Below are 23,051 nucleotides of genomic sequence, written 5' to 3'. Positions count from 1 at the left end.
TGCTACGACAGCGGCATAACCTTGCGGTAGGTGAACACCGCGACCGCCGCGACCACGACGTGCATCAGGAGCAGCGCCCCGACACCGGTCGCACCGCCGGCACCGAAGAGCAGGAAGTCGGGGACGAACGACACCACGACGAGGGTCGGCACGAGCCAGCGCACCAGCGCCTGGGGATCCTTCGACACCTTGCGCACGATGGCCCAGCCGATGGCACCGGCCACCACCCCGACCGCCGTCAGGAAGATGTACGAGGACGCCTTCAGCGGCATGAAGTCGCCGGGCGCACCCGCGGCCAGGGCGATGAGAGCGAGCACCGCGTCGGCCAGAGAGGCCACCACGATCGCGGCAAGCACACCCCCCGCCACAACAAGCGGACCACGGCGGACGGTGACTGCGTCGGAGGCAACAGACATGGCAACTCCTGGGGAAGCGGCTACGAGAAGAGCTCCGGAGGGGAGCGTTTGAAGAGTCAAACAAGAGTGTCACGGAACTGTTTGAAGTTTCAAGCCCACCGCGTAAGGTAGGTTCAAATTTGAAGATGCGCGCTGTCAGACGTCGCCGACGACGCGGCAGCCGCGCGTCACGCACACCTTTCTGGGAGGACGCCATGCGCGTCGCGATCACCGGATCCACCGGACTCATCGGATCCGCCCTCACCCGCTCACTCCTGGCCGACGGCCACCAGGTCGTCCGCCTCATCCGCCACCACTCGACACCCACCCCGGGAGACGGCAGCGAGTCGGCACAGTGGGACCCGGTCAACGGCAGGCTCCAGCCCGGTGCGCTGGACGGCGTCGACGCGGTCGTGCACCTGGCCGGCGCCGGGATCGGGGACAAGCGGTGGAACGCCGCGTACAAGCAGGAGATCCGCGACAGCCGGGTGCACGGGACCCGGACCATCGCCCGGGCCTGCGCCGAGCTGGAGGCGCCACCGCGGGTCCTGATCTCCGCGTCCGCGACCGGCTACTACGGCGACACAGGCGACCGCCCTACGGACGAGAACGCTCCGGCCGGGGACGACTTCCTGGCGGGCGTCTGCGCCGACTGGGAGGCCGCTGCCGACCCGGCCCGAGAGGCGGGTATCCGGGTGGTGCACCCACGTACCGGCCTCGTGGTCTCCGCCGAGGGCGGCGCGTTCGGCAGGCTTCTTCCGCTCTTCCGTCTCGGTTTGGGCGGCCGGCTCGGCTCCGGCGAGCAGTACTGGCCGTTCATCTCGCTCACCGACCACATCGCGGCGCTGCGCTTCGCGATCGAGGACACGGCCCTGTCCGGACCGGTGAACTTCACGGCCCCCGAACCACTGACCAACCAGGACATCACCCGGGCGATCGGCCGCAAGCTCCGTCGCCCGACTCTCGCCGCCGTCCCGGCCTTCGCCCTCAGGGCGGCGCTCGGCGAGTTCGCCACGAGCATCACCTGCAGTTGCCGCGCCGTCCCGACGGCGCTGCTCAAGGCCGGCTTCGATTTCCGTCACCCGACGATCGACGAGGCACTCGACTCCGTCCTACGGGCGAGCTGACCGCGTCGGCGACGGGCGGAGCCGCGACCATCTCGCGTATCGCCTTCCGGTCAGCCGAGGCTGTTGCCCCAGAGGGACTTGTCGTCGCTCTTGAGACTGGGAACCCCGCCGTAGGTCCCGCCGTCCTCGGTCACCAGCGGTGCGGACAGCTGGTCCTCCAGCACACCGTCGCGGACCTTGACGATGGTGCTGTCGTGGTCGGTCTTGCCGGGCTTGAACGTCTTGCCTTCGATCGCCGCCTTCAGGTAGTAGAGGGCGTACTTGGCGTAGAGGTCGGCCGGCTGTGAGACGGTGGCGTCGATCTTGCCCTCGGCGATCTTCTTGAGCTCCTCGGGGATGCCGTCGTTGGAGACCACGAACACGTGCTTCTTGTCCTCCGGGCCGACCAGCAGACCCTGCTGCTTCAGCACCTGCAGGGTGCCGGACAGCGCGAAGCTGGCCTGCATGTAGACGCCCTTGATGTCCGGATGGGCGGTGAGATCCGTCTGCAGCTTCTGCGCCGCGACCGCCCCGTCCCAGTTGGTCGTCTCGCCGAAGACCTGGATCTTGGGGTAGTTCTTCTTCATGCACTCGTTGAACCCCTCGGTGCGGTCCCGGCCGTTGATCGAGGCGAGGTCGCCCTCGAGCATGACGACCTTGCCCTCGCCGCCGAGCTTGGTCCCGAGGAACCGGCAGGCCTTCTCGCCGTAGGCGCGGTTGTCGGCGCGTACGACCATGTAGACCTTGCCGGTGTCGGGACGGGTGTCCACCGTGACCACGGGAATCTTCAGCGCGGCCATCTGCTGGAGGGTGGGCGCGATCGCGGCGGTGTCCTGCGGGGCCAGCGCGACGCCCTTCACCCCGTGGCTGATGAACGTCTGTGCATTGGCGGCGAGTTTGCCGACGTCGTTCTCCGAGTTGGTGGTCTTCAGCCGCAGGCCGAACTCCTTCGCAAACTGCGGGATGTACGTGATGTACGAGTTCCAGAAGTCGGTGTCGGAGCGGGGATAGTCGACGCCCACCACCGGGGCACCGTCCACGTTCCCCGAGTCGGCACCGGAGCCGCCGCAGGCACTGAGCGCGGTGACGGCGAGAGCGGTGACGGCGCCGAGGCAGGAATACCTGAGGCGTCTGCTCTTCATCGCTGGTTCCTCCTGCGGACGGTTTCGTGCAGGAGGTCAGGCGCGGAGGTGTGTTCAAGTCGGCCCGCCGGTGCGCGGACCAGCGGCGCGGGCGCGTCGTCGGACTTGAGGCTGAGACACAGGAGACGGGCCCCGCGGGCCGCGAGCAGCCGCACCGTGGCCGGTCCGATCCCTGATGCGCCACTGGTCACTACTGCCGTCAGCCCAGCGGGCTCCGACGCGCCCATGCGGTTGCCTCCGTTTTCCACCCTAAGCCGTCGGGGTGCGTGCGGCGGCGCTGTGAGTCACGCAACGCCTCTGACCAGGAAATTTCCGCGCCTGGCGATCACGGCAGGCTGGGATCGCATGGCATTGCAGGCTGCACAGGCAGCAACGGGGGTTCAGCTCGGCGATTCGGTGTCCGAGGTGGCGAGGATCGCGTCACCGAGGGCGAGGAGGGCCTGGGTCATCTGGTCCATGAGCTGCGAGTAGGGGGCGTCCGGGTTCACCTGGACCGCGAGGAAGGCCCCGTCGAAGGCGGCGAAGGCGAAGTCGGTGAGTTGGTCCGCCACGCGGTCGGCCGCTTGCTCGCCTGCGGGGAGGTATGCGCGGCGGATGGAGTCGTGCAGCCGCTGCCAGCCCTGCCGTCGGACGTTACGGATGACGCTGTCCTGCTCGTCGTCCACTCCCCCGCTGAGGAGCAGGAGGATGAACAGGCGCAGGAACTCCGGGTGCGCGGCGGCGGCGCGGCCGGACACCTCGAGGTACTGGCGCAGAGCTTCGCGCGGGGGGGAGTCCTGCGGGCGGCTGCGCGGCGTCCACGTCCTGGAAGAAGCGCGCGGCACCCCGCTTCATGACGGCTTCCAAGATCCCGGCCTTGGAGGAGAAGTGCCAGTAGATGGAACTGTTGGGCAGGCCGGACTCCTTGGCGATGGCGGACAGGCTCGTTCCGTCGTAGCCCTTGGCGGACATCAGCCGGGTCGCGGCGTCGAGGATCTCCTCGCGTGAGCGCTCGCCCAGTTGCTGGCGCTTGTTGAGTTTGCGGGTGTCCGTGCCTGCCATGGGCCCACAGTACCCGCCGCGCTTGATCGCTCCGTCCGCCCGGTCGCGAAATCGCTGACCAGACCACGTTATCCGTCGGAAAGACGCCGTACCGTGCTCGCACACCCTAGCCATTCTGGAACGATCCACACAGAACCTCTCTGCGGTGAGAAGGTCCGGCGCGGAACCCGGAAACCTTTTCCACCGCAGTGGCGACAGGGGGGTGAACCTGCAACACCCGTTATTCGACGACGAATTGGGGAGACCAGGATGAGACGACCCATGGCGCTGCGGCTCTCCGCAGCGCTGGCCGCGATCGCCCTCGCCGGTGGGATCGGTGTGGCGGTGTCGGTGCCGGAGGCGTCCGCGGCCGTCGGCAGCGCCACCGGCTACGCGACCCAGAACGGCGGGACGACGGGTGGTGCCGGCGGGGCGACCGTGCGTGCCACCACAGGCACCGAGATCCACCAGGCCCTGTGCGACCGCGCCGCGAGCGACACCCCGATCACCATCGAGGTCGAGGGCACCATCAACCACGGCAACACCAGCAAGGTGTCCGGCGACAGCTGCAACACCGCCGACGACGTGATCGAGCTCAAGCAGATCAGCAACGTCACGCTCATCGGCGTCGGCGCCGGCGCCGTCTTCGACCAGTTGGGCATCCACGTCCGCGAATCGAGCAACATCATCATCCAGAACGTGACGGTCCGGAACGTCAAGAAGTCCGGCTCGCCCACGTCCAACGGCGGTGACGCCATCGGGATGGAGTCGGACGTCCGCAACGTCTGGGTGGATCACGTCTCCCTGGAGGCGTCCGGCGGGGAGTCCGAGGGCTACGACGGTCTCTTCGACCTCAAGGACAACACCCAGTACGTGACCTTGTCCTACAGCACGTTGCGCAACTCCGGCCGCGGCGGCCTGGTCGGCTCCAGCGAGAGCGACCTGTCGAACAGCTTCATCACGTACCACCACAACCTGTACGAGAACATCGACTCGCGCGCCCCCTTGCTGCGCGGCGGTACGGCCCACATGTACAACAACTACTACGTGAGCCTGAACGAATCCGGCATCAACTCCCGTGCCGGAGCCAAGGCCAAGGTGGACAGCAACTACTTCAAGGACTCCAAGGACGTCCTGGGCACCTTCTACACCGACGCCGCCGGGTACTGGCAGGTCAGCGGCAACATCTTTGACAACGTGACGTGGTCCGAGCCCGGCGACGAGAACAACCCGGCCGGCCCCGACCCGCAGTCGAACACCACCGTCTCCATCCCGTACGCCTACGCCCTCGACCAGGCGAGCTGTGTACCGGACGTCGTCAGCCGGACGGCCGGCGCCGGCAAGGGCCTGCAGGTGTCGGACGGCAACTGCACACCGCAGACCCCGTCCCCGTCGTCGACCGCCACCTCGACGCCGACCGCCACACCCACCGCGACCGCGACGTCGACCCAGCCCAGCGGGACCAACCTCAGCATCGGGGCGGGCTCCGACGGCTCCAGCAAGGCCGACGGTACGAGCTACGGCAACGTACGGGACGGCGACATGAGCACCTACTGGTCGCCCACCGGCACGACCGGCTCCATCTCCATCAAGTGGGGCTCCGCCACCACGGTCTCCAAGATCAACATCCGGGAGGCATCCGGCACCGAGGGCACCATCGGCTCCTGGAGGGTCCTCAACGCGGACACCGGCACCGTCCTGGCCTCCGGTAGCGGAGCGGGGGTCATCGCTGTTCCCCAGACCTCGCTGCAAAAGATCACTTTCGAGATCACCGGCTCGACCGGCACACCACGGGTCGCGGAGTTCGAGACGTACGCGCAGTAACAGGCGGTCACGGCGGAAAGGCCACGACCTCCGAACATCCCCGTGAAGCCGCCGACGCGCGCACTGCCGCCGGCGGCTTCACGGCTCATGACAAACCGACCCGCCTCGGGATGCTCACACCAAGCGCGGCGAGCGCACGGCTCCACGGACGGGGCCGACGCTGCGCAGCAGAGTCGGCCATGCGCCGCTCCAGGGACAGCAGCAACAGCAGCCGCCAGAACCCGTGGCTGAAGTCACCGGCGGACAGGCGGTCCCGCATGAAGTCGATCAGCAGCCGGTACGACGACGGACCTGCCGGTCGGCCTGCGCGTCCTGGTCTGACCCGCCTTCCCGGAAGCCCTCTTGCTGCAACCGCCGACCGCACCGGCCGCAGCAGGAGCCCCGGCAACGACCCCGGCCCCTACCCCTGGCCGGGGTCGTTGTCGCGTCTGAGGCCGGAGTCGGTGAGGATGGCGTTGAAGGACCGCGTGCAACCGTCCCCAGCCGGCCTCGGCTCCGGGCCCACGGTCACCTGCTCCTTCCTGAGGAGCCGTACCGAAGGACAGGCTATGAAGCCGCCCGTATTCACGTACTGCGATCCCGAATCCGTCGATGAGGCCGTCGCGCTCAAGAGCGAGTACGGCACCGGCTCCCTGGTCCTCGCGGGAGGACAGAGCCTTCTCCCCATGCTGAACAGCCGGGTCGCCAGGCCGGAGGCGCTGATCGACATCAACAGGATCGGTGACCTGCAGAAGATCGAGCGCCGGGACGATGTCCTGGAGGTCGGCGCCGGGGTTCGCCAGTACGAGCTGGAGGAGCACCCGCTGGTCGGCGAGCTGGTCCCGCTGCTGCCGGAGGCCACCGGCCACATCGGCCACATCGAGATCCGCCACCGCGGCACGGTCGGCGGCAGCCTGGCGCACGCCGACTCCGCCGCCGAGCTGCCGTGCACGGCGGTGGCGCTCGACGCGACGATGGTTGTGCAGGGGCCGTCGGGCACCCGCGCCATCGACGCCCGGGACTTCTTCCAGGGCCGGCTGACCACGGCCCTGGAGCCCGAGGAGGTCCTCGTCGCCGTCCGCTACCCGGTGACGCCGCGGACCGCGGGCCACGGTTTCGTGGAGGTGGCCCGGCGTGTGGGCGACTTCGCGCTCGCCGGCGCCGCCGCGGTGGTGAACCTCAACGGGGGCGGCCGTTTCGCCTCCGTCTCCGTAGGCGTCTCGAGCATCTCCGACACGCCAGTCCGCGCCTCCGCGGTGGAGAGCGCGCTGATCGGTGAGGCCCCGACCGGGGAGAACATCGCCAGGGCCGCCGAGGAGATCGTGCCATCGGTGACCTCGGGGGACGACCTGCACGCCACGCGCGCCTACCGCCGGCACCTCGCCTCCGTCGTGGTGCGGCGCGCGATCACCGCGGCCGTGGCGCGCGCTCACGAGAGGAGGGACGGGCAGTGACGACCTCCAAGACCTCCACCGCCGCCAAGTACGGGATCACCCGCCGGACCGTGACGGTGCACGTCAACGGGCGGGGTGTGACCCGGGAGGTGTCGACGCGCACCACACTCGCCGACTTCCTGCGCGACGAACTCGACCTGGTCAGCGTGCATCTCGGATGCGAGCACGGCGAGTGCGGATGCTGCACCGTCCTCTTCGACGGCCACTCCGTACGCTCCTGCCTGATGCTGGCCGTCCAGGCGGACGGACACACGGTCGAGACCGTCGAAAGCCTGTCCGCCAACCCGGCGGAGCTGCACCCCGTCCAGGAGTCCTTCGCCGAGGAGCAGGGGCTGCAGTGCGGCTTCTGCACGCCCGCGATGGTGCTGCGCACCAGGGAGATCATCGAGAGCGGCCTGGAGCTGACCGATGCCGAGGTGCGCCATGAGATCTCCGGGATCCTGTGCCGCTGCACCGGCTACCAGAACATCGTCCGTGCGGTCCAGTCCGCCGGTGCCGAGCTCCGCGGCCGCACTGCGGGAGGTCGTGACACATGACCTACACGTACATCGGCAAGGACCGCAGGCGGGTCGAGGACCCTCGGCTGCTGGTCGGCCGCGGCGGGTACATCGCCGACCTCAGACTGCCGGGAATGCTGCACGCCGCGATCCTGCGCAGCCCCGTACCGCACGCCTGGATCAGGTCCGTCGACGCCACCGAGGCGCTGAAGCTGCCGGGGGTCGTCGCCGTGGTCACCGGCGAGGACTGCAAGGCGAAGACGAACCCCTGCATGAGCTTCGGCCCGGCCACCATCACGCAGTACCCGTTGGCCGTGGACAAGGTCCGCTACGTCGGCGAGGCCGTGGCGGCCGTCGTCGCCGAGAGCAGGTACCTCGCCGAGGACGGTGTGGACCTGCTGGAGGTCGACTACGAGGACCTCCCGCCGGTCACCGATCCGATGGCGGCCATGGATCCCGAGTCCGCCCTGGTCCACGAGGAGCACGGCAGCAACATCGGCTACGAGCGCACCTTCGAGTTCGGTGATGTGAACGCCGCGTTCGCCGGGGCCTACCTAGTCGTCGAGGACACCCTCCACTGGGGCCGCTCCGCCGGAATGCCGATGGAGACCACGGGCGCGGTGGCCCAGCCCGGCTTCAACGGCGTGCTGGAGATCTACTGCAACTCGCTCAACTTCAGCTACTTCTCCTTCCTGATCGCGGCCACACTGAGAATTCCGTCGAACAAGCTGACGATGAAGCCGGTCCCGGCGGGCGGCAGCTTCGGCAGCAAACTCGCCGCCCACAAGGTGCCCACCCTCGCCGGCTTCCTGGCCCTGCAGACGGGTCGCCCGGTGTCGTACATCGAGGACCGGATCGACCACCTGACGAACTCCGACCACCACGGGTGCGACCGCTTCTACGAAGCCCGGATGGGCTTTCGCGCCGACGGCACGATCACCGGGCTCGACATCGACGTCGTCGACGACTACGGCGCCTACATGCAGTTCGGCGTCGGCCACCACGGCAACGCCTTCTCCCAGGTCGTCGGCCCGTACCGGTTCCGGGACGTGAGGTACCGCATACGGGCCGTGCTCACCAACAAATGCCAGCAGGGCGCCTATCGCGGCTTCGGCTCCGAGGTGCACAACTGGGTGCTGGAACGACTGGTCGACCAGGGCGCGGCCCGGCTCGGGCTCGCCCCGGAGGAGATCCGCCGCCGCAACTTCATCCAGCCCGACCAGTTCCCGTACAAGATCCCCGGCGGCAATCTCTACGACAGCGGTGACTACCCCGCCGTACTGGACAAGGCACTGTCGATGATCGACCTGGACAGGTGGCGCGCCGAGCAGAGGCGGCTGTGGGAGGAGGAGGGCCGCTGCATCGGCATCGGCCTGGCCACCACGCAGGAGCGCAGCGTCTTCAGTTCCACCGAGTTCTGGTTCCTGGTGGAGAAGCCCGCCCTCCCCCTCACCTCCAGCCCCGAAAGCGCGACGGTGACGATCGACCCGACCGGGCAGTTCCAGCTCCTGCTGCACTGCCAGTCGATGTGGGGCAACAGCCCCGAGACGGTGGGCGCCACCGTGCTGGCCGAGGAGTTCGGGATCCCGCCGGAGAGCGTCAACGTCCGGTACGCCGACTCCTCTCACGCGCTCCCCGGCACCGGCCCGGGCGGCAGCCGCTACACGGTCATGGTGGCCGGTGCGATCCGGGGCGCGTCGCGCAAGCTGCGGAAGAAGCTCATCGACATCGCCGCACACACCCTCGAAGTGTCCCCGGAGGACCTCGAACTCGTCGACGCGCGCGTGCAGGTCAGAGACGCTCCGGAAACGGGGCTCACCCTGGCCGAACTGGCGGGCACCGCCTACTTCTTCGCCCTCAGCCTGCCCGAGGGCATGACGAGCGGTCTGGAGGAGTCCTACACCTACGACCACCCGTACACGACGCTTCCGGCACCGGACGGCTCGGACCTCGGCGTCTTCTACCCGATCATGGGCCACGCCTGCCACATCGCGGTCCTGGAAGTCGACCCCGACACCGGGATCCCCTCCTTCCTCGACTACGTGGCCGTGCACGACGCCGGGACGATCGTGAACCCCAGGAGCCTGGGCGGCCACGTCACCGGCGGCGCCACGCAGGGCATCGGGACCACGCTCTACGAGGAACTGGCCTACGACGAGCAGGGGCAGTTCAGGTCCTCGTCCTTCAGGGAGTACCTGATCCCCACCGCGGGCGAGGCCCCGGCGTTCCGCATCGGGCATGTCGAGACGCCCTCCCCGTTCACCGAGTACGGCATCAAGGGCGGCGGCGAGGGCGGCCGCATGGTGGCTCCGGCGGCCGTGTCGGCGGCCGTCGAGGACGCCCTGCGGGAGTACGGGATGCGGGTCCGGGAGCTTCCGGTCAAGCCCTCGGACATCGTGGCAGCGGTACAGGCCGGTGCCGTCCGGGCGGAGGCCGGCTGATGCCCGCCACCGCCGCCGCCGAACTCCGCGCGGTCCTCGTCCTGTCGCCGGCCCGGGGCCCGGCCGCTTGTGCGCGCCCAGATCACTGCGCGAGGAGGATGTCCTGCTCGGTCCAGATGCATTTGCCCTCGTCGAGGTGGCGAGTGCCCCAGCGCTGAGAGAGAGCGGCCACCAGGTGCAGGCCCCGGCCGCCTTCGTCGGTGAACGCGGCGCGCCGGATGCGCGGGCTGCTGAGGCTGCCGTCGTAGACCTCACAGATCAGCGACCGGCTGCGCAGCATGCGCAGGTGTATGGGGCCCTTGGCATGCCGGATCACGTTGCCCACCAACTCGCTCACCAGGAGTTCGGTGGTCATGGCGAGATCGTCCAGGCCCCAGACGGCCAGCTGATGGCGGACGTACTCCCGGGCCTGGCCGGCTGCCCGCGGGTCGTCCGGAAGGCTGCATGAGGCGACGTTGTCGACGGGTGTGCCCCGGGTGTGGGCCACGAGGAGGACCGCGTCGTCGTTGGTGTGCTCACGATCGGGCAGCAAAGCCGAGACGACGACATCGCACAGGTCGTCGAGCCGCCTGGTGTCAGCATCCTGGGTACCGGCCGGGAAGTACGAGTTCCGCGCCACGGCCCAGGCCAGCGTCTGCCTGAGCTGCGCCAGTCCCTGGTCGATGTCCCGGGTGGCGGATTCGATGAGGCCGTCCGTGCAGAACACGAGAAGGCTCTCCTCCGGCAGGCACAGCTCGTGTGTCTCGAAGGGAGGTTCGGCGGCGCCCAGCGGCGGGTCGCTGGCCAGATCCGGGCAGTGCACCGTCCCATCCGGATGGACGATGACGGGCGGCAGATGACCGGCCAAGGAGAACGAGCAGACCCGGGTGACGGGGTCGAACACGGCATACGAGCAGGTGGCGTACTGGTCGTGGCCGAGGTCGGCGACGAGTTCGCTGAGGTGGTGGAGCAGCTCGTCCGGTTCCAGGTCGAGGTCGGCGAGGGTGCGGACCGCCGTGCGCAGCCGGCCCATGATGGCGGCTTCGGCGATGCCGTGCCCCATGACGTCGCCGATGACGATGGCGACCCGATCACCGGACAGCGGGATCAGGTCGTACCAGTCACCGCCCACCTCTTCGCCCTTGCCCGCGGGCATGTAGCGAGCGGCGGCGGAGACCGCCGGCAGGGAGGGCAGTGTCCTGGGGAGCAGGCCGCGCTGGAGTTCCTGGGCGCGGGTGTGCTCCATGTCGTACAGCCGGGCCCGCTCCAGCGCCTGCGCGATCAGCCCGCTCAGAGCGATCAGCAGGGTGCGTTCCTCCTCGCTGAAGGAGCGCGGCCGGGAGAAGGAGACGACACAGCAACCGATCGAGTACCCGGAGGCGATGAGCGGAAGGAACGCCCAGGCGTGCTTGGCCGACTTGGCCACAAAGCTCTCGAACCCCGGATAGAGCCGGAGGTAATCGGCCTTGGACTCGAGGAATCCGGGAGTGCGGCTGCGGAGCGTTTCGGTGACCGCCATATGTGTCGTGAGCGCGACCCCGTCGATCTGGCGCAGGAATTCCTCGGAGTAACCGACGGATCCGACCACATGCAGCCAGCCGCCCACAAGCGCGTGGACCAGCAGCCCGTCGGCGCCGAAGGGCGGCAGGACACGCTCCGCGACGGCCTTCACGACGTCGCTCGATGTGACGGCCTCGGCCAGCGCCGCGGTCAGCTCGCTCATCCGGGCGGTTCGCTCGACCGCGCTCCTCCCCCAGCCTTCGGCCGGGGGGACCCCCACCTCGCTTCGCTCGCCGGCCGATCGCTCGGCTTCCCCCGGCCGCTCGTCGGTGACGTCGACGAAGTAGATCGTCAGCCCGCCGCCCGGCAAGGGGACCAGCCGGACACGGTGGACGCGCTGATCCGACGGCCAGTGGAGATCGAAACTGATCGGCTTCCGCTCGGCGGACGCGCGCCGGCACTGGGCCTCGAGACCGGGGGCGCGACCTGCCGGAATATCCCAGAGAGTGCTGCCCAGCAGCGTCCGGCCAGTGCCGAGGAGACGCTCGGCCTCCTGGTTGACGAAGGTGATCCGCCAGTCGTCGGCGACCACGAGGAATCCGTCGCCCATGGTGCGGATGGTCGCGACGACCGGATCGCACACGGCTGGTGTGTGAGCCGGGCCCCACAGCGTACCGACCATATGGGCGGAGGTGCCGTCCTCACCCGGCACGATGTGGCCGCGCGCTCGCACCCACCCGAATGTGCCGTCGCTGTGGTGCACCCGGTATTCGGTGTCGTACTCCGTGCCGCTGTCGAACGCCTTACGGATGTCGGCCGTGAATGTCGCCGGATCCTCGATGCCTGCGAGATACCAGCCGAGGTCCGCGCTCTCGTCGAAGGCCTGCAGCGACGCGCCGGACATGTCGATGACCGGTGGGGTGAGCGTCACGGAACCGGCCGCGGCGTCGTACTCCCAGTGCCTGATCGCGACCACGCGGGGCACCTCCCCGCCGGCCGCGTCGATCGTGGGCGGCTCCCTTGGCGCCGTGACGCCGCCCGACGGCGCGCCGGGATGACGTTGTTCCAGGTGCCGGGCCGCCCACGCCGCCACGGAGCAGAGAGAGGACCGCTGGGCGGGACCCGGCTCGTCGGGCCCTGCCGTGAGCACGGAAAGCGCGCCGATCTGCCCGCCGTCACCGAGCAGAGGCACCGCCGCAGTGCCGGACGCCCCGATCCCCATGCTGTCCTCGGCCACCCAGACGAAGGCACCACTGCGCATGGCGCGCGCAGGGGCCACGTCCTCGTCCTCGCGAAGGTTCACCCATGCCCCGGCGATCTCCGGCGCAAGCCCGCTGACCGCCACCAGGCGCAGCCGGTCAGAACCGGGGTCGCACCAGTGCACCAGACCGCCTATGCCACCCAGGTCGGCGGTCGCCCGCTGAAGTGCCACGTTCAGTGTCTCGGCCATGGACAGCCCGTGGTCGATGGCCGCCAGCCACCGTAGCCGCATCGCCTCCGGCTGCTCACTGCGGCTCCCGGGCGTCGCGTTCCCAGCCGCCACATCGTCTCCTGAAAGATCGCGTGTCAAGCCCCGGTCGTGCGATGACCCACCATCGGATGCACGTGTGACACTGCCGTCAGAGATCGAAGATTCTCTTATAGTCCGTATTGACACTGTATCGCCGGCTCTGACTCACTTTCTTTCGCTGGTGGCGGAGCGCAACTTCAGCCGAGCAAGATCCGGCTCACCTTGGTCTGATGTCGGCTCGCTTCGTGCCGCTGTTGTGACAGGCACAGGTCAGAGACGCGGTCACGGCGTCGCGGTCCTGGTCGAGCCCGCGGGTGCGGGCTTGCAGGTGGGGCAGATCGGTGACCCGCCCGTCAGCGAGCCGGGTGGCCACTGTTCTGGTTCGCCGGCCGCGCGCGTTGAGGGCCGAAATTCCTGTGCCGGGTCTTCGCCGCGTCAGCGCTTCCCCGACAATCTCGTTCACGACGTGCGAACCTTCATCAAGGGCACGGCAGCGAACGGGAATTCTCCGAGTCGGCCGCCGCCGTGCACACCGACTGACGGCGCGACGAGTCCTGTCAGGACATGGACGCTCGGATCATCTCTGCCCCAGACACGCCCGTGTTGGACGGATACAGGCCCATCAGGGCTGCCACGCCGCTGCGCTGAAGGACGCAAGTCGCTGACGGCACCGGTCGGGTCACACCGGTAACACGCCTGACACACCGCAGCGTTGACGCGTTTCAACGGTGATCATAAGCTCCCTCGCCGTCGGCTCCGTTCCGCGCCCGCGGTCCAGCTCCCCGCGTGCGTGCGGCAGCCCGTCGTCGCTCCGTCGACGGCGGGCCAGGCGCCGCTGCTCGACCGGCACCACCTGCACCATCCCGTACCCATCACTCTGGGAGGCGCATGTGAAAAGACGTCGCGCGGCTGCCTGGGCCGCCTCAGCGCTCGTCACCACCCTCGCGTTCACCGGCGCGCTCGCCGGCCCCGCCACCGCGGCGCCCGGCACGGCGTCCGAGCCCGCCGCCACAGCGCAGGCCCGGACAGGCGCGATCGCGACCGCAACCGACCCCGTCACCCACGAAGAGAACGACCGTGTCCCGGAGGGCTCGGTCTGGACGCAGCAGTACTTCCCGTCCTCGGACGACTCCGGCACCGAACTGCACGCCGACGTCCTGCTGCCCGAGGGACTGACCGAGGGTCAGCAGGTACCCGTCATCGTGTCGATCGGCCCGTACTTCGCGCACTCCGGGCAGACCGGACCCGAGGGCTGGACGCACACCGGCCCCTCGTCCCGCTTCCAGGACTTCATCGAGGGCACCGACCTGTTCGCCCACGGCTACGCCTTCGTCATGGTGGACCTGCGCGGCTTCGGCGGCTCCACCGGCTGCCTCGACTGGGCCGGCCCCGGCGAGCAGGCCGACGTCAAGGCCTCGATCGACTGGGCCGCGAGCCAGCCGTGGTCCACCGGCGCGGTGGGCATGTACGGCAAGTCGTACGACGCCGTCACGGGCCTCATCGGCAACGACCTGGACCAGGACGCGCTCAAGGCCGTCGTCGCCCAGGAGCCCGTGTGGGACATGTACCAGTACATCTACTCCAACGGCGTGCCCCGCCCGAACGTCACCGGCACCGCCAACGCCTACAACTCCATAGCCACGATGGACCCGTTGGCAGACGACGACGCGCACTACCAGGCCAACGCCCGGTGGGAGGAGACCCACCCGGAGTGCCTCACGGAGAATTCGGCCGGATACCGGATCGCCGACCAGGGGGACGAGCACTGGACCTCCCGCGACCTGGCGAAGATGGCCGAGGGCACCGACACCCCGCTGTTCGTCACCCAGGGCTTCATCGAGAACAACACCAAGCCCGAGGAGATGCAGGAGTACCTCGACAACCACGAGGGCCCCGAGCGCGGGTGGCTCGGCCAGTGGGAGCACGTGCGCGGCGGCGACCGCACCAGCGACGGGCGTCTGTCCATGGGCCGCGAGGGCTGGTACGACGAGACCCTCTCCTTCTACGACGAGTACCTCAAGGGCATCGAGCCGACGGTCGACTACCCGGCCTACGCCGTCGAGGACTCCACCGGCGCCTGGCGCGCCCAGGACACGTGGCCGGTCGTTGAGCGGTCCGTCACCCTCCCGCTCGGCGGCGGCAGTTACGTGGACGACGGCGGCGCCTCCGCCCGCGCGGCCCTGGCCGCGTCCGGCGAGCCGACGCCGCAGGCATCCGCACAGCCGTCCGGCGAGTGGGACATGGAGAACGCGCCCGCGACCGAGCAGGCCGCCCCGAAGGGCCTGGCCAAGGGACTGGCGAAGCAGCAGGAAGCCGGTGAGGTCACGTCGAGCTTCTTCGTGTGGTCGAAACCGGTCGAGCAGGCCGTGCGCGTCACCGGCACCCCGCAGGTCTCCCTGACCGCCAAGGGAGAGGGCAACGTCATGCTCAAGCTGTACGACGTCGCCCCGGACGGCACGGCCGCCATGTTCGACGAGCAGGTCTCCCTGCTGGACTCGGGCCGGCTGACCGTCGATCTCAAGGCGACCGACTGGACCCTGGCAGCCGGGCACGTCCTGGCCGTGGAGATCGGCTCCATCCAGACCGGCTCGTGGCGCGACACACCCTCCGGCGAGACGATCGAGGTCAAGGGCGCGCAACTCAAGCTGGCCCTGGACGACCCGGCCGACGACACCGCCACCCCCGGCGCCCGCTCACCGTTCCTGGACACCTACCTGCGCCAGTACACGGTGGATCTGCCGGCCGGTCCCGCGACGTTCACGGTGACCCCGGGCGGCCACCTCTGACCCCCGGGCCGGCGTCGGCCGCCAAGGGTTCCGGGCACGGCCCGGAACGCCGGGCCGACGCCGGCCATGCAGGTGCCGATCAACAATCCGCTGGGCAGTCGGCCACGCGTCGATGTTCCCGAACAGCTCGAACAACGCGACCTTGCCCTCGATCTCGCGACCGCTCCCTCGGACGTGATCAGGTCAGTAGCCGAACCCAACTGGTGCTGAGCTCGTCAAGCATCTGGTCACGTGTGAGCTTCTAGTCGGCACGATCCCAGTACTGGGCGATGTAGTCGAGCTGGGCCATCGCAAGAACGCCCCGGAAGTGGCGTTGATGGGGCTCGAAGCGCCCGGCCTTCGCCAGTCCGTCCTCGATGTCGCTGATGGCCTCCTCGTTCCATCGCTCGACCAGGTCGGTGAGTTCTGGATCGACCACCGCGGCATCGCGGCCGATGCGGATGATCGGCCGGATGGCCGGCCAACTGTCGGCGGTTCGCCGCAGCCACGCCATGATCGCCTCCGGCGTCCCCTGGGCGACGGTGGCGACGAGGTCCTGCGCTGTGGAGCCGTGCTCGGGGAAGCGGACGCGCGGCAGCGCCTCGTTGAGCTGCTCGTCGTTGAGCGCCTTCATCAGTTCGCTGCGGGACGGGAAGTGCGCGTAGAAGGTCACTCGTGTGGTGCCGGCCGCGGTCGCGATGTCGTCGACCGTAGTGGCCTACATGCCACCGTGCACGCATGCTCGGTTGCGGCCCCGCGATCGGGTGCCCGCCGGCACTCTTCGCGCGAACGGGGCTGCCGCCCGCGACGGCGTCGACGGCGCACGCCGTATCCGGGGTGCGCCCGCACTGGGGGGTGCTGAGGGAGACCGAGAAATCGCCGCCGCCTTCCTCGGCGCAGGGTCTCCGTCATCCGCGTCGGCTTCCGCCGACACTGTCTCAACGTATTCTTCGACCGTGGCTGAGACCGAACTGATGCGGCTTCCCGACATGCCGCTGCACGATCCGTTCATCGTCGCCGACGACAAGACCCGCACCTACTGCCTCTACACGTCCAACGACCCGTCCGTATCAGGCGTGGACGGCATCGGCACGATGGTCTATCTCAGCCACAACCTGCGCGACTGGACGCGCCCCGTCGTTGTTTTCCTGGCCGTCGAGCAACAGGGAATCTGGGCGACCGACGGCGGATGGGCGCCGGAGGTGCACGAATGGGGCGGCAAGTACTACCTGTTCACCACGCTGCACAACCAGGGCAAACCGCTTCCGGTACCACCCGCCGACCAATGGGGCACACCGTTCCAGATCCCGAACTACATGCGCGGCACGATCACGGCCGTGTCCGACTCGCTGCTGGGCCCCTTCACCGTCCTCGATCCATCACGCCCCACCCCGCCCGAGAACCTCATGACCCTCGACGGCACGCTCTACGTCGACCCGTCCGGGCAGCCCTGGATGGTGTACGCGCACGAGTGGCTGCAGACCATCGACGGAACCATGGAAGCGATCCGGCTGACTCCGGACCTGACCGGGACGATCGGAGCTCCGGTCTTCCTGTTCAAGGCCTCGGACGCGCCCTGGATCAGCGCCCAGATCCCCGGCGGCGTACCGCATCAACTCCCGCCCTACGTCACCGACGGCCCCCAGTTGTACCGCACCCCTGACGGGTCGTTGCTCATGCTGTGGTCGACGTACGAAAAGAACGTGGTCGGCCAGGACGGCACCATCGGCGGCGGCTATGTGCAGACCTACGCCGTCTCGACATCCGGCGACATCGCAGGGCCGTGGCACCAGCACCGGCCGCTGGTCCGGAACGACAGCGGTCACGGCATGCTGTTCCACACCTTCGACGGCCAATTGATGATGGTCCTGCACCACCCCTTCGAAAACGCGCGGGGAAAGCTGTACGAGATGCAGCTCCACGGTCACGAGCTACGGGTACTCCGCGGGCGCACCGACCTCGACGGCGGCGAATAAGCAGCCCTACGTGACCGCCGGCGACCGCCGGCTGAACGTCGGGCTACTCACGCACCGCAGTCTCCATCATGTGGAGCGCGCCCATCTTGCCGGCCGACCGCCGGGGGGCCACAGTGCCCCAGAATGCCGGTTCGCGGCATCCCGGCGGCACGCTCCCCGTCGCCGACCGCTGACGAGCACTGTTCTCCAACCTCGCTCGCGGGCATCGCCCTCCGCTGACACGCCGACGTCCTCAACCGGATTGCGCTTCGACGGGTTGCCGAAGAATGGTCCTGAGCTTGGCGGGGTCAGTCCTGCGTGGGTCGCTGAGGTAGATCTCGTGGTGCAACCCCGCCTCCCGCAAGTTGTTAGCGGGGAGGTAATCGTGGTGCAGCCTGGTCAGGATCGGTGTCTCGTCGTCGTAAGGGCCGATGTGGAGGACCTGGGCGCTGGTGCCTTCGTGCAGCGTCTCTGACCGAACGTCCGGAATAGCGGGAAGGTTCTTCTTGGTCAGGGCGGTGTGCTTGGCGTCTTCGATCATGCCGCCAGTGATCCAGTCGGGGACGTTGATGAGCAGTCTCCATCGCCAGTTGTCCTTGAGCCTGGCCAGGAAGTCGTCCATGTCGTCCGCCCACCACAGTCCCTCAAGCGGGCCCACGACGAAGTCCTTGCCGAGGTCGCCTTTGCTCGTGAACTTAGCGGTGTAGGCGACCGCGTAGAGCGCCTCGGCCGCGTGGCGGTACGCGGCGGTGGTGTTCGGGTCGCCGTGCCCGTCGATGGCGAGGAAATGGAGTTCGGGGATGTCGACGAGCTCCCAGTCGGTGTTCTTGGGCGAGTAGCACTTCTTGAACTCGCGCTTCACGTCGTACTTGGTAGTCATGACTGAATAATCGGCGGCCCTGGTAAAGGGTCCGTCAGGCGGGTTCGGCGTTGAGGGCGCGTCCGGCGGGGCTGCGAGTGTGGGCCCATGCGGGCAGGGCGGTCAGCGCTCCGACTGCCAGCAGGATGACGAGGGCGGCGGTGAACAGCCACGATCCAGGGGGCGTGATCTGCGTGCCGAAGAACCAGTACAGGCCGAGCCCGGCCGGAATACCTGCCGCCACTCCGGCCACGGCGGGCAGGAGTTGCGCGGTGCAGAGCGCCGTGACGACCTGGCCGGGGGTGGCGCCGAGAGTACGGGTGATGGTCAGGGTGCGCCGGGCCTGCACGGCGGTGCTCCAGCCGACGAGCACGGTGTTGAGCGTGGACAGCGCCACCAGCGCGAGCGTGACGGCGAGCAGCACCTGGCCGGTCTGGTCGGTCCGCACTTCGATGGGGCCGAACCGCTTGAAGGCGGGGGTCGCGTCGAGTTCGGCGTGGAAGGCGCGAGCTCTCGGCGAGGCGTTGCTCGTCGGCCTGCCGGCCTACGCCGACGGGGCGGCGTACGCCGACGCGGTGTCGGGGTACGGCGCCCTCGGGCGAAACGAGCTGCGGGAGACGGCCCGCGCGGTCATTTCGGGTCGCGGTTGAACACCGCCTTCGACCAGCGGTAGCCGAGCGCCGCCAGGCCCAGGCACCAGACGATGGTGATCCACCAGTTGTTGCCGATCTCGGTGCCGAGCAGCAGGCCGCGCAGGGTCTCGATGGCCGGCGTGAACGGCTGGTACTCGGCGATCGGCTGGAACCAGCCCGGCATCGCGTCGACCGGGACGAAGGCGCTGGAGATGAGCGGCAGGAAGATCAGCGGCAGCGCGTTGTTGCTGGCCGCCTCGGCGTTCGGGCTGACCATGCCCATCCCGACCGCGATCCAGGTGAGCGCCAGGGCGAACAGCGCGAGCAGCCCGAACGCCGCGAGCCACTCCAGGACGGTGGCATCCGTGGAGCGGAAGCCGATGGCCACACCGACGGCACCGACGAGAACCACGCTGACGACCGCCTGCAGCACGCTGCCGATGACGTGTCCGATGAGCACGGAGCCGCGGTGGATCGCCATCGTGCGGAAGCGGGCGATGATGCCCTCGGTCATGTCGTTGGAGACGGACACCGCGGTGCCGACCGTGGTGCCGCCGATGGTCATCAGCAGGATGCCCGGGACGAGATACGCGATGTACTCGGAGCGATCGGCGCCGCCGCCGCCGATGCCCGCGCTCATCACGTCGCCGAAGATGTAGACGAACAGCAGCAGCAGGACGATCGGCGTCAGCAGCAGGTTCAGAGTCAGGGACGGGTAGCGGCGCGCGTGCAGGAGGTTTCGGCGCAGCATCGTGGAGGAGTCGCGTACGGCGAGGGAGACGGAGCTCATCGGACAGCCTCCTTGGGCTGGTTCGGCTGGTTCGGCTGGTTCGGCTGGCTCGGCACGGTGGAGCCGGTCAGGGCGAAGAAGACGTCGTCGAGGTCGGGCGTGTGCACGGTGAGCTCGTCCGCCTCGATGCCGGCCGAGTCCAGCCGGTCGAGGATGGAGCGCAGTTCGCGCTGGCTGCCGTCACTGGGGATCTGCAGCGCCAGCGCCTCGTCGTCCCGGGAGGCCTCGCTCAGGGCGGAGACTGCCGACTGGTACGCCGTCGGATCGGAGAACCGGAGCCGGACGTGCCCGCCGGGAATCAGCCGCTTCAGCTCGTCGGCGGTCCCCTCGGCCACGATCTTGCCGTCGTTCAGCACCGCTATGCGGTCGGCGAGTTCGTCGGCCTCCTCCAGGTACTGGGTGGTGAGGAAGACGGTGACGCCGCCCGTGACCAGCTCCCGGATGATCCGCCACATGTTGTGGCGGGAGCGCGGGTCGAGGCCGGTGGTCGGCTCGTCGAGGAAGATGATCCGCGGTTTGCCGACCAGGGTCATGGCGATGTCCAGGCGGCGCTTCATGCCGCCGGAGTAGGTGGAAGCGGGCTTCTTCGCGGCCTCGGTCAGATCGAACCGCTCCAGCAGCTCGGCGGCGACCCGTCGCCCCTCACGCTTGGACAGGTGGTGCAGGTCCGCCATGAGGAGCATGTTCTCCTCGCCGGTGATTAACCCGTCGACGGCGGAGAACTGCCCGGTGACGCCGATCGCGGCACGCACCCCGTCCGGTGACGTGGCGACGTCGTGGCCCGCGACCTGGGCCTGCCCTCCGTCAGCGGTGATGAGCGTGGACAGGATCTTCACGACGGTGGTCTTGCCGGCGCCGTTGGGCCCGAGCAGCGCGAACACGGACCCGGCCGGGATACGCAGATCGATACCGTCGAGCACGGTCTTGTCGCCGTACGACTTGCGCAGACCGACGGTGGAGACGGCAGCCGGCGACGGGTGACCGTCGCTTCGCCTGGGTGTGGGCATGACAGATGAGGGCATGGAGCCCCTCCCGTTCGAAGGGTGAAGTGACCGGGGTCGGAAGAGATGAGGCTGGTGCGGGGGATGAGAGCGCTCAGGCTTTGGCGCGGAGGACGTCGATGTTGCCCCAGTTGGTCCGTGCGCGGACCTTGACGGTGTCCTCGGTCTGCTCCGGGGCCTCGGATGCGGCGAGCGTGTTGCGTACCTGTCCGTTGTTGGAGCTGACGTCGAGCCAGGCGGCGGTGCCCTCGCGGATGCCGACCTCGATGGGACCGTTGGAGGTCTCCAACTGGACGTTGCCGCAGGCGACTTCGGCGACGCGAAGGTAGCCGTTGGTCGTAGTGCCGGTGACCGACGCCTCGGCGCGCGCGATGTCGATGCCGCCGTTGGCGCCGCTCACCCGCAGCTCGCCGCTGACGGCGCCGACGGTCGTGGTGCCGTGCGAGTTCTTCAGCACGGCGGGGCCGTCGACGGTGCCGACGCGCACGTTGCCGGTGCTGCTGGTGATCTCGGCCATGCCCTCGACCCGGTCCACGGTGATCGAGCCGTGCGACGCGGTCAGGTTCAGCGGGCCGGTGGTGTCGAGGCGGACGTCGCCGGCCGAGGTCTTCACGCGGACCTCGCCGAGCCGGCCCTCGCCGAGCACATTGGCCCCGGCGCCGGTCATTTCGATGCGCGAGCCCGTGGGCAGTTCCACCGTCACGTCGACAGTGCCGCCGCGCCCGAGCAGATTGGCCTTGGGCGTGGTGACGGTCAGGACGCCGCTCGCGTAGGCGACATCGGTCTGGTCGGCCGACCGCACGTCCAGGTCCTTCTTCGGGGCGCGGGGCCGCACCTCGACGACGGTGTCGAGGCGGTCACCTGCGATGAACCGGATGGAACCGGCGTACAGGTAGGCGGTAACCGAAATCGGTTCGGGAGTGTCGAAAGAAGGCATGGCTGTACCGTCCTCATGAGTCCTTGGGTCGTCCCCGCTGGTGGGACGTGGTGTGGGTGCTGTGCTTTCTTTTTTGGGGGCGAGTGCGGGCTCGGCTAGCGCACCCAGCCTGTGAAGCTCTGTCCGACGGTGCGGCTCCTCCCCGTCGTACGTGGCGTGCCACCGCCCTCGACCGCGGCCGACACAGCCCGCACCAGCCACGCGTTGACCGACAGGCCCTCGCGGCTCGCGGCCTCCTCGGCGCGCGCCTTGAGGTGGGCCGGCAGACGCAGATTGACGCGGGCGGTGCCACCCTCGTCGCCGTCGGCCGGGGCCGAGGTCTTGAACGGTTCGGCGAGCGCGGCCGGCTCCGCGGGGGCGCCGCCGTCGATGGGCGGCAGCGTCACCACGAAGTCGGGGTCGAGCCCGCGCAGCCGTACGTCGACCGAGCCGGGGGCGAGTTCGCGGGTGATCTCGTCCATCGCGGCGGAGAGCACATTGAGCATGATCAGCCGGGTCGCCGACTCCAGGGGAGCGGTGAGCCTCTCGGCCAGCTCGCGGGCTGCGTCGCCACCGGCTTCGGCGGCCACCGCGAGTTCGCGGCGGAGGGTGTCGACATACGGGGTGAGGTCCATGACGTCATGATGGCACCACTATGGCGCCATGGGCAAGCCCGGATGGCACCTTATCGAGGGCGGGATCGAAAGCGGCCGCACCGAGCTGGGGAAACATGAAGGGAGGAGGTCTGAGTCATGGTGGCGCCATGCAGGCTCATGCGCTTTTGGCGGTGCGGAACGGCACCGCTTGGCACCGCCTGGCACCGCCTGGCACCGGATGACACCAAGCGGTGCCACCCGACGTCATGTGACGCCATGTGTGCCTGCCTGATCGTCGGCCCGGACGTTGCGCGGCTGCCTCCGGTTGCCCCCGCAGCGGCGCGCTCGGCCTGGCAGGCGCCGATTCTCACCGGCGCCGATATCCGGGTCGCAACCGTCCGTCAAGCCCCGAATTGCAGGGGCGTGACCCGCAGCGCTCGTCCGGGGCTTACTGGAGACACACCGGGTCACGCAGAGCAGGGTGGCCCACCCGCAGCGCTGGGATAGCCCCGCGGCGGGTTTTCACGGGACATGCGTCCCGCCGTCGAAAGGCGCCCTCGAACGGGCAAGGCCGCTCGACGGCCCCCTTCCCCCACCACCAAAGGAGATCTTCCATGCCTCGCACCTCCCGGATTCAGCGTCTCGCCCTGCTTACCGCCTCGACCGGCCTGGCCGCCGCAGGCGCCCTGC

General features: G+C 69.0%; 17 protein-coding genes and 2 pseudogenes. 7 read left to right on the top strand and 12 right to left on the bottom strand.

All coding sequences use genetic code 11. The features are described 5' to 3' along the window. Positions 1-2 precede the first annotated feature (2 nt). Entirely contained in the window at positions 3-416 is a 414-nt protein-coding gene (locus ACWD4J_RS16195; protein WP_451396010.1) for a DUF6069 family protein, read from the bottom strand. Between the two features lie 194 nt (positions 417-610). Here ACWD4J_RS16195 and ACWD4J_RS16190 point away from each other — a divergent pair, with 194 nt between their 5' ends. Further along, the gene (locus ACWD4J_RS16190) at positions 611-1,522 is read left to right on the top strand and encodes a TIGR01777 family oxidoreductase (RefSeq protein ID WP_451396009.1); all 912 of its coding nucleotides are present in this window, start codon (positions 611-613) and stop codon (positions 1,520-1,522) included. Between the two features lie 50 nt (positions 1,523-1,572). Here ACWD4J_RS16190 and ACWD4J_RS16185 read toward each other — a convergent pair whose 3' ends face one another. The 3 genes and pseudogenes from ACWD4J_RS16185 to ACWD4J_RS16175 all read right to left on the bottom strand — a co-directional run. After that, positions 1,573-2,643 (bottom strand): sugar ABC transporter substrate-binding protein, encoded by a 1,071-nt coding sequence (locus tag ACWD4J_RS16185; RefSeq protein WP_451396008.1) that lies wholly within the window; start codon positions 2,641-2,643, stop codon positions 1,573-1,575. A 380-nt stretch (positions 2,644-3,023) separates the two neighbouring features. Further along, the gene (locus ACWD4J_RS16180; RefSeq protein WP_451396197.1) at positions 3,024-3,467 is read right to left on the bottom strand and encodes a hypothetical protein; all 444 of its coding nucleotides are present in this window, start codon (positions 3,465-3,467) and stop codon (positions 3,024-3,026) included. A 22-nt stretch (positions 3,468-3,489) separates the two neighbouring features. Next, a pseudogene (locus ACWD4J_RS16175) lies at positions 3,490-3,684 on the bottom strand (TetR/AcrR family transcriptional regulator); the annotation flags it as partial. A gap of 249 nt (positions 3,685-3,933) precedes the next feature. On the opposite strand from ACWD4J_RS16175, the gene ACWD4J_RS16170 reads away from it, so the two are divergent. From ACWD4J_RS16170 to ACWD4J_RS16155, 4 genes are all read left to right on the top strand, one after another. Then, a complete protein-coding gene (locus ACWD4J_RS16170; RefSeq protein ID WP_451396007.1) occupies positions 3,934-5,487 on the top strand; it encodes a pectate lyase family protein in 1,554 nt (517 codons plus the stop codon). Positions 5,488-6,035: 548 nt separating this feature from the next. Continuing rightward, on the top strand, positions 6,036-6,920 hold the full coding sequence (locus tag ACWD4J_RS16165) for an FAD binding domain-containing protein (protein ID WP_451396006.1): 885 nt from the start codon (positions 6,036-6,038) through the stop codon (positions 6,918-6,920). After that, the gene (locus ACWD4J_RS16160) at positions 6,917-7,456 is read left to right on the top strand and encodes a (2Fe-2S)-binding protein (protein WP_451396005.1); all 540 of its coding nucleotides are present in this window, start codon (positions 6,917-6,919) and stop codon (positions 7,454-7,456) included. The genes ACWD4J_RS16165 and ACWD4J_RS16160 overlap by 4 nt, the downstream gene beginning before the upstream one ends. Then, positions 7,453-9,858, top strand: coding sequence for a xanthine dehydrogenase family protein molybdopterin-binding subunit (locus ACWD4J_RS16155; protein WP_451396004.1), 2,406 nt, complete (start codon positions 7,453-7,455; stop codon positions 9,856-9,858). The genes ACWD4J_RS16160 and ACWD4J_RS16155 overlap by 4 nt, the downstream gene beginning before the upstream one ends. An 82-nt stretch (positions 9,859-9,940) precedes the next feature. Here ACWD4J_RS16155 and ACWD4J_RS16150 read toward each other — a convergent pair whose 3' ends face one another. Next, a complete protein-coding gene (locus ACWD4J_RS16150; protein ID WP_451396003.1) occupies positions 9,941-12,880 on the bottom strand; it encodes a SpoIIE family protein phosphatase in 2,940 nt (979 codons plus the stop codon). A gap of 857 nt (positions 12,881-13,737) precedes the next feature. Between ACWD4J_RS16150 and ACWD4J_RS16145 the strand changes: the two genes are divergently transcribed. Next, positions 13,738-15,633 carry a CocE/NonD family hydrolase gene (locus tag ACWD4J_RS16145; RefSeq protein WP_451396002.1) on the top strand — a complete coding sequence of 632 codons (1,896 nt, stop codon included), beginning with the start codon at positions 13,738-13,740 and terminating at the stop codon, positions 15,631-15,633. A gap of 241 nt (positions 15,634-15,874) precedes the next feature. Here the strand turns inward: ACWD4J_RS16145 and ACWD4J_RS16140 are convergent. Further along, positions 15,875-16,318, bottom strand: a pseudogene (locus ACWD4J_RS16140) (TetR/AcrR family transcriptional regulator); the annotation flags it as partial. Positions 16,319-16,586: 268 nt separating this feature from the next. Between ACWD4J_RS16140 and ACWD4J_RS16135 the strand changes: the two are divergent. Continuing rightward, the gene (locus ACWD4J_RS16135; RefSeq protein WP_451396183.1) at positions 16,587-17,588 is read left to right on the top strand and encodes a glycoside hydrolase family 43 protein; all 1,002 of its coding nucleotides are present in this window, start codon (positions 16,587-16,589) and stop codon (positions 17,586-17,588) included. 232 nt (positions 17,589-17,820) lie between these two features. Here the strand turns inward: ACWD4J_RS16135 and ACWD4J_RS16130 are convergent, their stop codons facing one another. The 6 genes from ACWD4J_RS16130 to ACWD4J_RS16105 all read right to left on the bottom strand — a co-directional run bounded on the left by ACWD4J_RS16130 (position 17,821) and on the right by ACWD4J_RS16105 (position 22,400). Beyond that, positions 17,821-18,447 (bottom strand): GyrI-like domain-containing protein, encoded by a 627-nt coding sequence (locus ACWD4J_RS16130; RefSeq protein WP_451396001.1) that lies wholly within the window; start codon positions 18,445-18,447, stop codon positions 17,821-17,823. A gap of 34 nt (positions 18,448-18,481) precedes the next feature. Beyond that, positions 18,482-18,874, bottom strand: a complete 393-nt coding sequence (locus ACWD4J_RS16125) for an ABC transporter permease (protein ID WP_451396000.1) — start codon at positions 18,872-18,874, stop codon at positions 18,482-18,484. Between the two features lie 182 nt (positions 18,875-19,056). Continuing rightward, positions 19,057-19,848, bottom strand: coding sequence for an ABC transporter permease (locus ACWD4J_RS16120; protein WP_451395999.1), 792 nt, complete (start codon positions 19,846-19,848; stop codon positions 19,057-19,059). Then, positions 19,845-20,870, bottom strand: a complete 1,026-nt coding sequence (locus ACWD4J_RS16115; protein ID WP_451395998.1) for an ATP-binding cassette domain-containing protein — start codon at positions 20,868-20,870, stop codon at positions 19,845-19,847. The genes ACWD4J_RS16120 and ACWD4J_RS16115 overlap by 4 nt, the downstream gene beginning before the upstream one ends. A gap of 73 nt (positions 20,871-20,943) precedes the next feature. Continuing rightward, complete coding sequence (locus ACWD4J_RS16110; protein WP_451395997.1) at positions 20,944-21,786, bottom strand: DUF4097 family beta strand repeat-containing protein; 843 nt, start codon at positions 21,784-21,786, stop codon at positions 20,944-20,946. A 95-nt stretch (positions 21,787-21,881) separates the two neighbouring features. Beyond that, positions 21,882-22,400, bottom strand: coding sequence for a hypothetical protein (locus tag ACWD4J_RS16105; protein WP_451395996.1), 519 nt, complete (start codon positions 22,398-22,400; stop codon positions 21,882-21,884). Positions 22,401-23,051 lie beyond the last annotated feature (651 nt).

The organism is Streptomyces sp. NPDC002577 (assembly GCF_053594815.1).
The sequence above is the reverse complement of the archived record's forward strand: the minus strand, read 5'-3'. Positions and strand labels throughout refer to the sequence as shown.